We start from the raw sequence: 13,777 nt of genomic DNA on the forward strand, positions 1-13,777 counted from the left end.
GGATAAGGTAGCCATTTTGCGCATACGCAGGGTGCAATGTTGGCCGACAAAAGCAAGGCAATCGATTGGTTAACCCGCTAAAGCTTTAACTAATCGGTCTACATCCGCTTTTGTACAGTAAATGGCCAGAGAAATCCGGAGGCCATTGATGCTGTGGGCCGTCATCGGTCGGCAATCTATCCCGTGGTTGTCGGAAAGAGCTTTCCTTACCTCCGCGGCATTTTTGCCGAGTACCTCCACGGTTTGTATGCCCGCTGACAAGCCGTCAGGAGCCGGCGTTTTCAGCGCGAATCGGTCATCGCTGTTCAGCAACTCCCTGAAATAATGCTTCAGTTCGAAGATCCGCTGTTCGATGCGTTCCTGACCGATCAGCGACCGGAAATCCAGGGCAGCACCCAGGCCGAGCAGTTCGGGTAAGTTTCTGGTGTTGTAGTTTTCCAGCCGTCGGATAGAGGTATCTTCCCAACCCCGGCAAACGATGAGGGGCTTCAACCACTTCTGCGCTTCTTCCCGGGCGTAAAAAACGCCCATTCCCTTTGGGGAGAACAGCCATTTGTGACTGCTGGAAGTGAAAAAATCACAGCCCAGCTCGTCGAGGTTAATCCGGAACATTCCCATGGATTGGGCACCGTCTACGGCAACGAGTACGCCCCGCTCGTGCGCCATGTCCGAAATCTCCCGGACGGGTAAGCGCATACCGTTGGTGTTGGTGACGTGGACGATGGAAATGACCTTTGTTTTCGGGGTAATGGCCTGCCGGAAGAGTTCAACAATTTCTTCGCGGCTCTTGGGTAGTAAGGGGAGTTCTACGTCTTTCAGCACTACTCCCTTACGCTCTTGCCAGTATTTCCATGGCACGCGGGCGCTGGTGTGTTCGTGGCTGCTGAGCAGTACTTCATCTCCTTCCTCCAACTCCATGCTGGAGGCGATGAGGTTCATCCCCTCTGTAGTGTTGTGGATCAGTGCAATGGTCTCCGGTGAGACGGCAAACGTTTCCGCCACTTTCTCCCGAACGGCTTCTTTTTCATCGTCCCAGCCACCCCACATGTATCTGGAAGGAAAACCGTCGAGAGTCTTCCTGAATTCGTTAGTGGCCTGGCTTACGTGATCCGGGCAGGCGCCCAGAGATCCGTTGTTGAAATAGGTAAGCCCCGGGGCGAAAGAGAACTGGCTTTTCACCATTTCCCAGTAGGCTTCGTCGCTTCCCGGAGTGGCTAATTGTTCGTAGAGCCTTGTTTGTCGGTCATTAAGCGCTTGCAGGCCTGCGGGAGCCAGTAAGGCCGCTCCGGCGGTAGCCAAAACAGATTGACGAAGCCAGTTGCGGCGATTAAGCATATTCGTAATGTTATGAAGAGTTCAGGCGGAAAAACCCACCACCCATTGCTTTAAAAAAATCCCCTCTGCACCCGCGTCCGCGCCCCTTATTTTAGTCTGATAGTAAATGGTAGTAGTGATAGTATGATAGTAGCTCCCGGCATGCGGCAGCTACTATCATACTATCACTACTATCAAACTCGCATTACTATGCTACAGCGCCCAGGCTTTTCCGCCCGTTAGTTCCTGCAAGTCTCCACAAGGGATGTACTCTCCGGGAACGGGGTCGTAGGCAAGCATAGTTGTCGCTACTTCTTCGGTGTTGAAGTAAGAGCTGATGATCATTGATTTAAGGCTGAAATAGGCGTTGCGGGCGGTTGCTTCCGCCTTCATGTCTATTTCTTCCTGTGGCACGTCTTCGCCAGACATTTTGACCTCCGGCGCTTTATAGCTCTTATAGTGCAGGTCTTGGTCCTGAAGGTAGATCAGGGCTTTGTCACTGTCCAGTGCAGAGAAGCCGCCGGGGTTATCAGCGTCCATCTTTTCCATCAGTTTGGCCAGCCCTTTCCGTGTTTTTTCTGCGTTTTCTTCGTTGTAAACCTCACCGATCATCTTGTCGATCATTTGGGGGACACCGACCTCAACGGCTCCGGGGGTGCCATCGGAAGGTAACATAGTGTCGGCCATCTTGGAGATGTAGGCATATTCTGCCGCGCTGAAGAACGCAGGGGCGTAGCCCATATCCTTAATTTCCGGATCTGACTTACAGCTGGTAAAAAAGGCAGAAGCTATGGGAGCGCTTACCGCAAAACCCGTTGCGTAGGTTGCGTAGCGTAGTATTTCTCGTCTGTTCATTTTATAAGAGGTTGCAGGGTGCGAGTTGCAGGTTACAAGTTACTAGTTGCAGGTTGCAAGTTTCAAGTTGAGGTTGTCCTGCAACCTGCAACTTGTAACCTGCACCCGTCTAGATATTCATTTTTTTGAGCTCTCTCACCGCGTGATCCGCAGCGCGGGCGGTAAAGGCCATATAGGTTAAGGAAGGGTTCACGCAGGCTGCAGAGGCCATAAAGGCGCCATCAGTCATGTAAACGTTGGGCGCAGCCCAGAGGCGGTTGTGCTTGTCCACTACGGAATTTCGCTTGCTGGAACCCATGCGGGACATCCCCATTTCATGGATGCCCAGGCCTGGATAAGAGTGTGCATCGTAGGTGTTCACATCTTTAAAGCCGGCCGCTTCGAGCATTTCTGCCGCATCGTTCATCATCCGGTCTTTCATGGCGTAGGCATTAGAGGTCCACTTGGCGTTGAAGCTTATCGTGGGCAGTCCGTCCTTATCCGTGACCTCGCGGTTGATGGTCATGCGGTTATTCGTGTCGGGCAGTGCCTCAGCGAAAGCCGTCAGGCCTACCTGCCATGGGCCGGGGGCAATCAGAGCTTCCTTCATGCCAGGGCCTACCTTAACGTTCATTTCCCGAACGGCGCGCATCCAGTTGGTGCGGCTACCGCCGCCCTGGTAACCCCAGCCGCGGACGAAGTCCTTGCTGGCACTGGCTTTGTCTCCCAGGTTTTGGTAGCGTGGGATGTAGACACCGTTTGGCTTGCGCCCTTTGTGGTGCTTGTCTCCGTATTCATCCAGCTTGCCACGGGCACCGACGCGGAAGTGGTGATCCATAATGTTGCCACCGAGCTCTCCGCTGACGTCCATGGTCATTTCTTCTTCATGCTCCGTGTTCATCACGATGAAGCTGGAAGGGATAGCGGAAGCACAGAGGAAAATGACCTTGGCGTAGAATTCGTGGTCTTCGCCCGTTTCCGTGTCGCGAACACGGACACCCTTAGCTTTGCCGGCTTCCTTGTCCATGATCAGACTGTAGACCGAACTATTGGGCCGCAGGGTCATATTTCCGGTTGCCTCGGCTACGGGAATGGTGGAGGACAGGCTGCTGAAGTAACCGCCAAAAGGACAGCCCCGGATACAGCGGTTGCGGTATTGGCAAGCACCACGCGTGCCTTTGTGCACGGCGGGGTCATAGGCGGTCAGGTGAGCTACCCGGCCGGCGGTAATGACACGGCCCATTTTATCCATTACACCTTTGCGAAGGTGATCCTCGGCACAATTGAGGGGCATCATGGGCAGGAATTTGCCGTCGGGCAATTGGGGTAAGCCCAGAAGCTCACCGCTGATGCCGGCAAAAGTCTCAACATAATCATACCAGGGAGCAATCTCGTCGTAGTTGATGGGCCATGGGGTGCCGTGCCCGTCGCGGGCGTTGGCTTCAAAGTCCATCTGGCTCCAGCGGTAACTGTGGCGCCCCCACATGATGGAACGGCCACCGACGTGGTAGCCGCGCATCCAGTCAAAGCGAGCCTTCTCGTCATCGTAGGGGTGTTCGCTATCCTTAACGAACCATTTCTTGTGAGACTCCCGAATGGTATACCCCGTTCGGTTTTGCTTAGGGTAGTGCTTGGCGATTTCGTCCTGAGGGGTTTGGTTGTTGTTGGGGAGTTCCCAATTGTCCAGGTTGGCCGTTTCGTAATCGATCACGTGCTTAACCATTCGCCCTTTTTCCAGAACGAGTGTTTTAAGCCCTTTGGTGGATAACTCCATGGCCGCCCAGCCGCCGCTGATGCCGGTACCGACAACTATGGCGTCGTAGGTGACTTCTTCGTCACCCTGAGAATTAAATTTCATATATGATTGGTGCTTTGCTGATCAAAATTAGGTAAGCTTGTCGCTTGGGGCGACAATTTACAAATAAAGTTTGGAGGTAATCGCTGAGGTCAGCATTTACCAAACTTAAATTTAAATGGTAACGAAAGATTGTGTGTAGAGGCGACTTATTTCGGCCAGCCGACAAATTTTATTGCCCGCAATCAGTAAGAGTTTCTATGCAATCCCCCGATTCAACCGGTTGACCATGAAACCGAAGGCGCCGGCCATAACGGCGAGGATGATGCTCAATAACAACCATTGCTGGGCCGAGCTGGGGCCGAGCCCAACGCCCACGTCACCGGTTTCACCACGTAGCGCAGCAACAATGGTGCGGACGTTGTATTTGAGCATGCCCAAGTAAGTGCCAGCGGGACTGTCTGGTTCACCGAGGGAGTCCGCGTAAAGGTTACCACCGATGATGACGTCGTTGTCGGTAGCCAGCTGGCGGATCAGCTTTGGGTTAATGGTCGTTTCTACGAAAATGGCGGGCACTCCGGAGTTACGGATGATGTTCGTAAGTCGGTTCACATCGTCGGTTTGTACCTCTGCGTCCGTGCTGGTACCCAGTGCCGCTTCGACCTGAATACCATAGTAGCGGCCGAAATAGCGGAAGGCGTCGTGGCTGGTGATGAGGATGCGTCTGGCAGCAGGGATGGACTCTATCTGACGGAAAATTTCGGCGTCGAGATCCTGCAGTTGTTGAATGTAAAGGCCTGCGTTGAAATCGTATACCTCTTTGTTGAAGGGGTCAAGTTCAATGAGGGCATCGCGGACATTTTCGGCGTAGCGGACGCCATTGGCGGCCGTCATCCAGGCGTGGGGATCGCTGGAATTGGCGTATTCTTCACTCTCGATGGTGCCGATGCCTTCGGTGATGGTCACGGTTTTTGCCCGGGTTCCGCTGTTGGCGATCAGCTCGTTCATCCAGCCCTCGAAGGTGAGCCCATTGATGAGTACGAGGTCTGCCTGAGAAACAAGGCGGACATCGTCCGGTGTCGGCTCATAGATGTGTGGGTCACCACCGATCGGGACGACGGATTCAACGCGAACGAGATCGCCGGAAATCACTTCCGCCATGTCAGCAAAAATGCTGGCTGAACAAACGACGAGTGGACGGGCATCCTTGTCTTCCTGGGCGCGGACGCAGGTGCAAACCAGAAGGATGAAAAGCAGGGTGATAAGACTACGCATATAGCTACTACACCGCCCGGAGCGGAAGGGTTGAGTGGTAAACTGAGGCAAGGTCGAAAAGTCTCGTAGCCTAAAAGGAGGAGATTTGAAACTATTGGATAAAATTGGATGTTATTGGATAAAATTGGATACTTATGGATAGGTTGCTGCGTTTGGATTACATCACCCAGACATCCATCAAAGGCTTAATCGAAAAGATTGACAAGTACAACCGTAATTGGAAGCGAAGAGATCAGCTCGATCCGGAACAACTACGGTCCCTGAGAAAGTTGGCTGCCATCCAGAGTATTGGTTCTTCCACCAGGATAGAAGGCTCCAGCCTGAGTGATGAAGAAGTCGCCCGACTGATTGAGAATATGGACATCACCCAGCTTGTCTCCCGGGATCAGCAAGAGGTGGCTGGATACTATCGGGTACTGGATATCCTGCAGGAGCAGTATGAGGAATTGACGCTTAGCGAAACCTTGATCAAAGGGCTGCACAACGAGCTCATGCGATTCAGTAGCAAGGATAACCATCATCGCGGCGACTATAAAAAACAGAGTAACCGAGTCGTTGCTACTGATGAGGCAGGAAACGAACGAACGATCTTTAATACGACAAGCGTACTGCAAACACCGGATGCGATGAGAAAAGCCGTTGAGTGGTATGACCGCTCTTTGGAAGAAGGTAACCGACACCCGCTGATCATTGTGTTTACGTTCGTTTATGAGTTCCTGACCATCCATCCTTTTCAGGATGGCAACGGGCGGTTATCTCGTCTTTTGACCAATTTTCTTTTACTAAAGGCAGGCTATGAATTTGTGCTTTATCATAGTATCGAGCAGCGCATCGAGGACGAAAAGAAAGCGTACTACAAAGCCCTGATGTTGGCGCAGCGGTACCGTGGTAAAGAGGAGGAAGAGGTTGGTCGCTGGTTATTTTTTATGCTCAACACGATGCAGAAACTAACCCAAAAGCTTGATGATGATGAGGTGATGATTGTGGAGGAGCCACAGGCACTATACCTTAATCGGCGGATGCGTAATGTGTTGGACTTTTTCAAGCGGGAAGACGAATTATCCGTTAGGGAGATCGACGAATTACTGCCCGAAATAAGCCGTAGTACGGTGAAGAACGACCTCTCGCAGCTCACCAAAGCCGGCTACCTCAAACGCCACGGAAAGGGCCGGGGAACGGTCTATACCCGGTAGAAATCAGCGGTCAGTATTCCCTGTGTAAAGCCTGAATGCTGACCGCTGAATACTAACAGCCCCAAAGGGGAAATATCCGCCCCGGGCGTAAATTTTGCTCCTTTATCCCTTTCATTGGACCTGCGCTTGGTCGCCCCAATACATGATTCTATAGGTATAAACCGTCATTTTTACCTAGTCAGCGACCAAAATCTCAGCGTATACCCCTTACTCAGCTTTAATTACACCGCACAAGGTAAGATAACGATTTCAGGCTCTTTTCTAACCAATGGAGGCCTTGCATGAATTCGAGCTTACTTATTCTTGTGGTATGGAAAAGACGATTAGCGCCCTGACGGCGATTGCGGATGGTAAAGGTGGTTTTTCTATTGAGCTAACGGAGGTCAGCCCGCCAGCGGCGGGCGAGGTAGTGGTGAAAATGCAGGCCGCAGGCCTGTGCCACACCGATTATGATTCCCTCAGCTGGGGTAAACCCATTGTGATGGGACACGAAGGCTCGGGCATAGTGTTTGCCATTGGCGAAGGTGTTGACGGCTTTAAGCCCGGAGACCGGGTAATCCTGAATTGGGCTACTCCTTGCTATGACTGTTTTCAGTGCGAACGCGGGAACGAACACATCTGTGAGAATAACTCCCCGGTGGTGGCTGGGGGCAACGGCTTTACTCCGGGCCACGCTCACCTGGAAGGTACGCGCTGGCGTGGACAGTCCATCGAGCGCTCCTTTAATCTGGGTACCCTTTCAGAATATGCCCTGGTAAAAGCTTCCGCGCTGGTGAAAATTGGTGAGGAAGATATTTCTGCCCCCGCCGCCAGTATCATCAGCTGCGGTGTAATGACCGGAGTTGGCTCGGTCGTAAACGTCATTGATGTACAGCCCGGAGAGTCTGCCGCCGTCTTGGGTACCGGAGGGGTGGGGTTAAATGTGATTCAGGGATTGAAGATTGCGGGTGTTGACAAAATCATCGCTGTTGACATCAATCCGGCCCGGCTCGAGATGGCCCGCCAATTCGGAGCAACGGATACGCTGCTGGCAGATCGGGACGACACGGGGTTGCTGCGCGCCGCTGAGCAGGTGAAAGCAATGACCGCAGGGCGAGGCGCTGATTATGCCTTTGAGTGTACGGCCATTCCCGCGCTGGGCGCGGCCCCGCTGGCGATGATTCGTAATGCCGGAACGGCCGTACAGGTTAGCGGCATAGAACAGGAGATTACCATTGATATGAACCTCTTCGAATGGGATAAAATCTACCTTAACCCGCTTTACGGGAAGTGCCGTCCGCAGCGAGATTTTCCGCGCCTGCTCCGCTGGTTTGCCAATAGAGAACTGTTGTTGGAGGAAATGATCACTAACATTTACCCTTTGCAGGACTTACAGCAGGCACTTGATGATATGCTGTCGGGGAAGAATGCTAAGGGAGTGATAACTTTTTAAAACTATGAAACGATTTCGCACCACTGAGCTGTCCGATCCCCGCTTTGAAGCTGATGGCCTTCGCTTCATTACGGTAAAAACACGTCACTTGCGTGGGCGGGGAGACATTTGTGTATTTGTGCCATCGGGTTACGGCCGGACAGACCTCCCGGTTGTTACTCTCTTACACGGTGTCTACGGTTCCTGTTGGTGCTGGGCGCTGAAGGGCGGTGCGCACCGCACCGCCGCCCGCATGATAGCCGCCGGGGAAATTCCACCTTTCGTTCTGGCAATGCCTTCGGATGGTCTGTGGGGAGACGGCTCCGGTTACCTGCCGCACCACGGGCGGGATTTCGGGCGCTGGATTTGCGAAGACGTTATTGATGCGGTAAGGTTGTTGGTTCCGGAAGCGAAAAACTCCCGGGAAAATTACTTGGGGGGACTTTCCATGGGGGGCTATGGAACCCTTCGTCTGGCGGGGGAGTATCCAGCAGTGTACCAGGCTGCCTCCGCCCACAGCTCAATTACCCGATTAGAGGAAATGGCCCGTTTCGTAGAAGAGCCCGTCTCAGACTACCGGGAAACGGACACTATTGAGGATGTTATTGACCTGTTCCGGAACGAGCAAAATCTGCCCCGGCTTCGTTTTGATTGCGGGAGTGAGGATGAGCTCGTAAGCGGTAATCGATTGCTGCACCAGCAATTAACAGAAGCCAGGATTGACCATGTCTACGAAGAGTTTTCCGGCGGCCACGAATGGAGCTACTGGGAAGAGCATTTGGTGGATAGCCTGCGTTTTTTCTTCGTGGATGAGGAGTTGGACTCCGACTAAGATTACTCACCCGGCGTGCAACTCCCCGATCGGGTTAATCCGTCAAAGCCGTGATCCGTACGCGGACAGATTTTGAAATCGGAGTATTACTTCCCCGGGCCGTGCGGGTGATCGGTACGAGCGTATTTGCCTCGGGGAAATAGGTGCCGATATTGCCGCGCGGAATAGAGTAAGGGACCACCTGAAATAAGCGTGCGTGGCGCGTTTCTCCGTCATATTCACTACTTAGATTGACTTTGTCTCCGGTGGAGAGCCCCGCCTCGGCCATGTCTGCCTTGTTCATCATTACGATTCTCCGTTCGTTGTGAATGCCCCGGTAGCGGTCGTGCATGCCGTAAATCGTGGTGTTGTACTGATCATGGCTGCGCACGGTCATCATCAGGTATTCACCGGGCTCAAGGATATGACAACTCAGCGGGGAGACGGTGAAGTGTGCTTTACCATCTTCGGTGCCAAAGCGACGATTACGTGGGCCGTTGGGGAGGTAGAATCCAGCGGGTTCGCGCACCCGCTCATTATAGCGTTCGAAGCCGGGTACACAGGCTGCGATGGCATCACGGACGTTGTCATAATCATTGCTCATGTCCTTCCATTGCACCTGCGAGCGCGCCCCTAATGTTTTGCTGGCCAGGCCACAAATGATGGCTACTTCGCTGCGCAGGTTTTCACCAGCGGGCTTCAGTACACCTTTGCTCATCTGTACGACGCCCATGGAATTTTCACAGCTGACAAACTGCTCGCCCTGTGCCCGGATATCCGTTTCGGTGCGCCCCAGGCAAGGCAAAATAAGCGCCTGCTCACCGTGCACTACGTGACTGCGATTCGGCTTGGTAGAGATGTGGACCGTCAGTTTACACTGCCGGAGGCCCTTAGCTGTGTAGACCGTGTCCGGTGTTGCCGACAAGAAATTGCCCCCCAGGCCAAAGAAGACTTTCGCCCGGCCTTCGCCCATGGCTTTGATGCTGTTTACGACATCGTAACCATCTTTCTCCGGCGGCTCGAAATTGAAGTGAGCCCGAAGTGCATCCCGCAGTTCAGGCTTGAGTTTTTCCCAGACTCCGACCGTGCGGTCGCCTTGTACGTTACTGTGGCCGCGTACCGGGCAGATGCCGGCACCGGGTTTTCCGATGCTGCCCTTCAGCAATAGCAGGTTGACCATTTCCTTGATCACGTCAACGGAGTTCTCGTGCTGGGTCAGCCCCATGGCGTAACAGAGAACGATCTTTTCCGAGCCGTGAATGAGGCCGGCGGCTTCTTCAATCTGATCGCGGTCAATCCCGCAACCGCTGATGCATTGCTCCAGGTCAGTGGCCTCGAGCATGTTCGTCCAGGCCTCATATCCTGCCGTATGCTGTTCGATAAATTCCTGATCGAAAACCGTACCGGGCGCTTCCTTTTCCTTCTCCCACAAAATCTTGCAGATAGCTCTGACCAGGCTCATATCCTCATTGATCCTGACCTGTAAAAAGAGGTCGGTTAGCTTGGTGCCTCGCTTCAGGATGTTGATGGGGTCCTGAGGGTCAACAAAACGCATTAGCCCGGTTTCTGGCAGTGGGTTGACACTAATGATACGGCCGCCATTATCCTTGCAGGTCTTCAGGGCAGAGAGCTGGCGGGGATGATTGGTGCCGGGGTTTTGGCCGAGCATGATGATGAGGTCGGCTTCGTGGAGGTCTTGCAGCGTGGTGGTGCCCTTGCCAATACCGATTACCTTGCTGAGGGCTGTACCGGTGCTTTCGTGACACATGTTAGAGCAGTCAGGCAGATTGTTAGTGCCGAACTGCCGAACGAAGAGTTGGTAGAGGAAGGCCGCTTCGTTGCTCGCCCTGCCGGAGGTGTAGAAGATTGCTTCGTCGGGGGAGTCGAGTCCATTGAGTTCGTTAGCGATGATGCCGAAGGCATCGTCCCAGCTTACGGGGGTATAGTGTGTAGCGCCGGGAGCCAGGTACATCGGCTGGGTGATGCGGCCGGATTTGCCCAGCTCGAAGTCGGTCATGTCCCCAAGCTCATCAATGCTGTGCTGGGCAAACCATTCCGGTGTAGCCCGATTCTTTGTCGCTTCTTCCGCAATGGCCTTAGCGCCATTTTCGCAATACTCCGCCACGGGGCTCCGCCGACCATCCGGGTCGGGCCAGGCGCAGCCGGGGCAGTCGAAGCCGTCTTTTTGGTTGAGCTTAAGCAGGGCGTGCATCCCCTCGCCAAAGTTCATGTATTCATTGACGTGTTGCAGAGAGACCTTTACGCCCGATATACCTGCGGCATAGTCATAAGGCTCGCGAAGTTCAAGGCCTTTGAGGCGTTCAGGGGTGAGTTCGTTGGGCATAAAGCAGGATTCGTTGTAGCGTGGAATAGTGGCATGGCCGTCAAATGCTCAAACGGGCGGAGAGCCCGGGATGTTGAGACATCGGGGCTATTTGAGCAGACTATTTTCCCGAAGGTCTTTCTGGAGGGGGCATTGCTTTTTTTCGCTCCTTCTCCCATTGTTTCTGATCGCGGATACAGTTCTCGATGTGTGGGTCCAGCCAGCCAGGCTCAAGATTGTCTTCATCCCAGGTAAGATAGGCCTGTTCCAACTGTGCCACCATTTCGGGTTTGATAGCGGCGATGTCTTGTCGCTCACCCGGGTCGTCTTTCAGGTTGAAGAGCAGGGTTTTTTCTTTGCTGGCGTTTTTATAGAGTTTATAGTCACCCTTACGTACGGCATATTCGTAGCCACCGACAGAGCGCCAAAAAAGCTGGTAGTGTGGAGGAGCTTCGTTTCTGCCGGAGATGAAGGGGATCAAATCTTTGCCATCCAGTTGTTTCATGGCACCTGCGTCCGCGCCCGCTGCTTCTACGACGGTGGGATAAATGTCAAGAGAAGTAATCATATGCTCGTAGCGTTGATTACCTGATATTGCTGCCGGCCAGTTCAGGAAGAAGGGAACTTTAATGCCCCCTTCAAAGAGCATTCCCTTAAACCCTCTTCCCGGACGATTGTCCGCCCACTGCCCACGACCACCATTATCACTCAGGAAGAAGACCATCGTATTATCCTTGATGCCATTGGCTATCAGGGTGGAATCGATACGACCAACACCAGCATCAACGGCATTCACCATAGCCCCATAAATGCTGCGGCCGCTGTATTCTATGTGTTTTGTCTGCTCCAGGTACTGTGCCGTAGCGTGATCCGGCGCATGGGGTGCATTGTAGGCGAGGTAAATGAAAAAGGGCTTTTCGTCTTTAGCCGTGATGACGTCAATAGCTTCGTCCGTGAAATCATCCGTCAGGTAAGTAAGTTCTGCCGGCGGAACGGGGACGCCGTTGCGGACGATCGTCCGAAGCGGTCCTTTAGGAATTCCCCAATAGTTCATCCCGCCGCCGGGGAAGCCGAACCAATGATCAAAGCCCTGAGCGGGTGGGTGCAGGGCGGGGTGATCACCCACATGCCATTTGCCAATGGCACTCGTACGATAGCCTTGTTCTTTGAGGGCCTCGGAGAGCATTATTTCGGACAGGGGCGTGCCGACAGATTCGTCGTTGACCGTATTGTAGGGCATGTTGCAATCATGGCCAAAACGCGCCTGATAGCGGCCGGTGAGTAAGCCCGCCCGGGAAGGGCTGCAGTAGGGATGAGAAACGTATCCGTTGGTAAAGATGACCCCTTCTTCAGCGAGGCGGTCGAGGTGAGGTGTTGGAATGTCAGTGCCGCCATTGAAGCCTACGTCTGCCCAGCCCTGATCATCGGTGAGAATAATGATGACGTTCGGCGGACTCAGGGAAGTGGTCGCTACAGCCTTGGGGGCCGTGGTGCAGTGGCCTAGCAGAACGAACAGAAAAAAGTAGTGGGCGAATTTCATGATGGGTTGATGGACTGGTTTTGCCTGAAAGTAATTGAAGTCATGTTTTCCCGACATGAAATTAACCGAGGGTGGAAGAAAAATAACGGACTCGCCGACTATTAAACTTGTTGCCTAACTTTCTCCCATGTTAGATTCCCCGCTCTACGTTCTTACCCTGCTTACCCTTAGTGTTCTCATTTGTGAATGGCTTGTTCGCAACACCTTTCTCCGACATCTTGGAACGGCGCTGCTGGTGATCCTCTTCGTGGCGGTCCTGGCAAATGTTGGCTTTTTGCCATCGGCTTCTGAAGGCTCCGTCATTTACACGGGAGTCTTTCGCTACCTGGCTCCCTTATCGATTTTTTATCTTTTACTGAACGTCAATCTGGCGAGTATTCGACGTGCCGGGGCACCGATGTTAATTCTGTTTTTTATTGGTAGTCTGGGAACCGTAGCCGGAGTGCTGGCGGGGATGTACCTGATTGATGGAAGTACACATTTTGGTGATCTTTACCCGGCGATCAGTGGAATGTTTACCGGCACCTATACGGGCGGTAGCGTGAATTACAACGCCGTTGCGCTACACTATAACGTGATGGAAGAAGGCGTCCTCTACGCCGGAATGACGGCGGTGGACAACATCATTACCGCTATCTGGATGGTGGTTACGCTCGGTGCGCCGATGTTGTTACGCCGCCTTTTTGGCGGCAAAGTGACCGAAGTGGACGCGGCCGCCACGGCCGACGTCGAACGTGAAAGTGAGGAGATCAGCATCATTACTCTGGGCGTATTGATCAGCGTCGGGCTGGCTTCCCTGATGGCGTCGAATTTGCTGACGGAGTGGCTGGCGGCTGCGGGCTTTAATGTTCCTTCCATTCTCATCCTGACCACCATCGCGCTGCTGCTGGCGCAGATTCCCTATTTCCATAAACTCCCGGGCGGGCAAGTGATCGGGCTGTTTTGCGTCTACCTTTTTCTGGCGGTTATCGGTGCTTTTTGCGAGCTGGCGGCACTGGCTGAAATTGGCCCGCTGGCCTGGAGGCTGCTCGCGCTCGTGACGGTCATTGTGCTGGTCCACGGACTGGTGGTCTTCGGCACTGCCGCTATCGGTAAGCTGGATTGGGACGTGGCCGCCGTCGCCTCCCAGGCCAATATTGGCGGTTCTTCCTCAGCACTCGCGCTGGCTAAAAGCCTGGGGCGGATGGACTTGTTTCTGCCCGGCATTCTCGTCGGCGCACTGGGCAACGGGCTGGGGACTTACCTGGGGTTTCTGGTGGCGGGCTGGTTGGGGGCGTAGTC

At 53.6% G+C, this 13,777-nt stretch carries 10 protein-coding genes; 4 read left to right on the plus strand and 6 right to left on the minus strand.

Annotation, left to right across the window (positions count from 1 at the left end; genetic code table 11):
• Positions 1–69 precede the first annotated feature (69 nt).
• The 4 genes from BM123_RS03980 to BM123_RS03995 form a co-directional block, all read right to left on the minus strand.
• A complete protein-coding gene (locus BM123_RS03980; RefSeq protein ID WP_090165531.1) occupies positions 70–1,335 on the minus strand; it encodes an aminotransferase class V-fold PLP-dependent enzyme in 1,266 nt (421 codons plus the stop codon).
• Positions 1,336–1,527: 192 nt separating this feature from the next.
• Positions 1,528–2,169 (minus strand): gluconate 2-dehydrogenase subunit 3 family protein, encoded by a 642-nt coding sequence (locus BM123_RS03985; RefSeq protein WP_090165533.1) that lies wholly within the window; start codon positions 2,167–2,169, stop codon positions 1,528–1,530.
• A gap of 109 nt (positions 2,170–2,278) precedes the next feature.
• Positions 2,279–4,006 carry a GMC oxidoreductase gene (locus tag BM123_RS03990; RefSeq protein ID WP_090165535.1) on the minus strand — a complete coding sequence of 576 codons (1,728 nt, stop codon included), beginning with the start codon at positions 4,004–4,006 and terminating at the stop codon, positions 2,279–2,281.
• Positions 4,007–4,201: 195 nt separating this feature from the next.
• Positions 4,202–5,218, minus strand: coding sequence for a metal ABC transporter solute-binding protein, Zn/Mn family (locus BM123_RS03995; protein WP_090165537.1), 1,017 nt, complete (start codon positions 5,216–5,218; stop codon positions 4,202–4,204).
• A gap of 134 nt (positions 5,219–5,352) precedes the next feature.
• Here BM123_RS03995 and BM123_RS04000 point away from each other — a divergent pair, with 134 nt between their 5' ends.
• From BM123_RS04000 to BM123_RS04010, 3 genes are all read left to right on the plus strand, one after another.
• Positions 5,353–6,411 (plus strand): Fic family protein, encoded by a 1,059-nt coding sequence (locus BM123_RS04000; protein ID WP_090165539.1) that lies wholly within the window; start codon positions 5,353–5,355, stop codon positions 6,409–6,411.
• Between the two features lie 310 nt (positions 6,412–6,721).
• Complete coding sequence (locus BM123_RS04005; protein ID WP_090165773.1) at positions 6,722–7,843, plus strand: Zn-dependent alcohol dehydrogenase; 1,122 nt, start codon at positions 6,722–6,724, stop codon at positions 7,841–7,843.
• 4 nt (positions 7,844–7,847) lie between these two features.
• The gene (locus BM123_RS04010) at positions 7,848–8,654 is read left to right on the plus strand and encodes an alpha/beta hydrolase (RefSeq protein ID WP_090165541.1); all 807 of its coding nucleotides are present in this window, start codon (positions 7,848–7,850) and stop codon (positions 8,652–8,654) included.
• Positions 8,655–8,688: 34 nt separating this feature from the next.
• Here BM123_RS04010 and BM123_RS04015 read toward each other — a convergent pair whose 3' ends face one another.
• Positions 8,689–10,977: an FdhF/YdeP family oxidoreductase gene (locus BM123_RS04015; RefSeq protein WP_090165543.1), complete on the minus strand. Its 2,289-nt coding sequence runs from the start codon at positions 10,975–10,977 to the stop codon at positions 8,689–8,691.
• Positions 10,978–11,077: 100 nt separating this feature from the next.
• Positions 11,078–12,496: a sulfatase-like hydrolase/transferase gene (locus BM123_RS04020; protein WP_090165545.1), complete on the minus strand. Its 1,419-nt coding sequence runs from the start codon at positions 12,494–12,496 to the stop codon at positions 11,078–11,080.
• 127 nt (positions 12,497–12,623) lie between these two features.
• On the opposite strand from BM123_RS04020, the gene BM123_RS04025 reads away from it, so the two are divergent.
• Positions 12,624–13,775 (plus strand): DUF819 family protein, encoded by a 1,152-nt coding sequence (locus BM123_RS04025; protein ID WP_090165547.1) that lies wholly within the window; start codon positions 12,624–12,626, stop codon positions 13,773–13,775.
• Positions 13,776–13,777: the final 2 nt, after the last annotated feature.

The sequence above is a fragment of the Neolewinella agarilytica genome (genome assembly GCF_900110645.1).
GTDB classification, from domain to species: Bacteria; Bacteroidota; Bacteroidia; order Chitinophagales; family Saprospiraceae; genus Neolewinella; species Neolewinella agarilytica.

Coding starts and splice junctions, on each gene's coding strand:
- BM123_RS04025 (WP_090165547.1), top strand. CDS start 12,624: ATGTTAGATTCCCCGCTCTACGTTCTTACCCTGCTTACCCTTAGTGTT.
- BM123_RS04015 (WP_090165543.1), bottom strand. CDS start 10,977: ATGCCCAACGAACTCACCCCTGAACGCCTCAAAGGCCTTGAACTTCGC.
- BM123_RS04005 (WP_090165773.1), top strand. CDS start 6,722: ATGGAAAAGACGATTAGCGCCCTGACGGCGATTGCGGATGGTAAAGGT.
- BM123_RS03990 (WP_090165535.1), bottom strand. CDS start 4,006: ATGAAATTTAATTCTCAGGGTGACGAAGAAGTCACCTACGACGCCATA.
- BM123_RS04020 (WP_090165545.1), bottom strand. CDS start 12,496: ATGAAATTCGCCCACTACTTTTTTCTGTTCGTTCTGCTAGGCCACTGC.
- BM123_RS03985 (WP_090165533.1), bottom strand. CDS start 2,169: ATGAACAGACGAGAAATACTACGCTACGCAACCTACGCAACGGGTTTT.
- BM123_RS04010 (WP_090165541.1), top strand. CDS start 7,848: ATGAAACGATTTCGCACCACTGAGCTGTCCGATCCCCGCTTTGAAGCT.
- BM123_RS03995 (WP_090165537.1), bottom strand. CDS start 5,218: ATGCGTAGTCTTATCACCCTGCTTTTCATCCTTCTGGTTTGCACCTGC.
- BM123_RS04000 (WP_090165539.1), top strand. CDS start 5,353: ATGGATAGGTTGCTGCGTTTGGATTACATCACCCAGACATCCATCAAA.
- BM123_RS03980 (WP_090165531.1), bottom strand. CDS start 1,335: ATGCTTAATCGCCGCAACTGGCTTCGTCAATCTGTTTTGGCTACCGCC.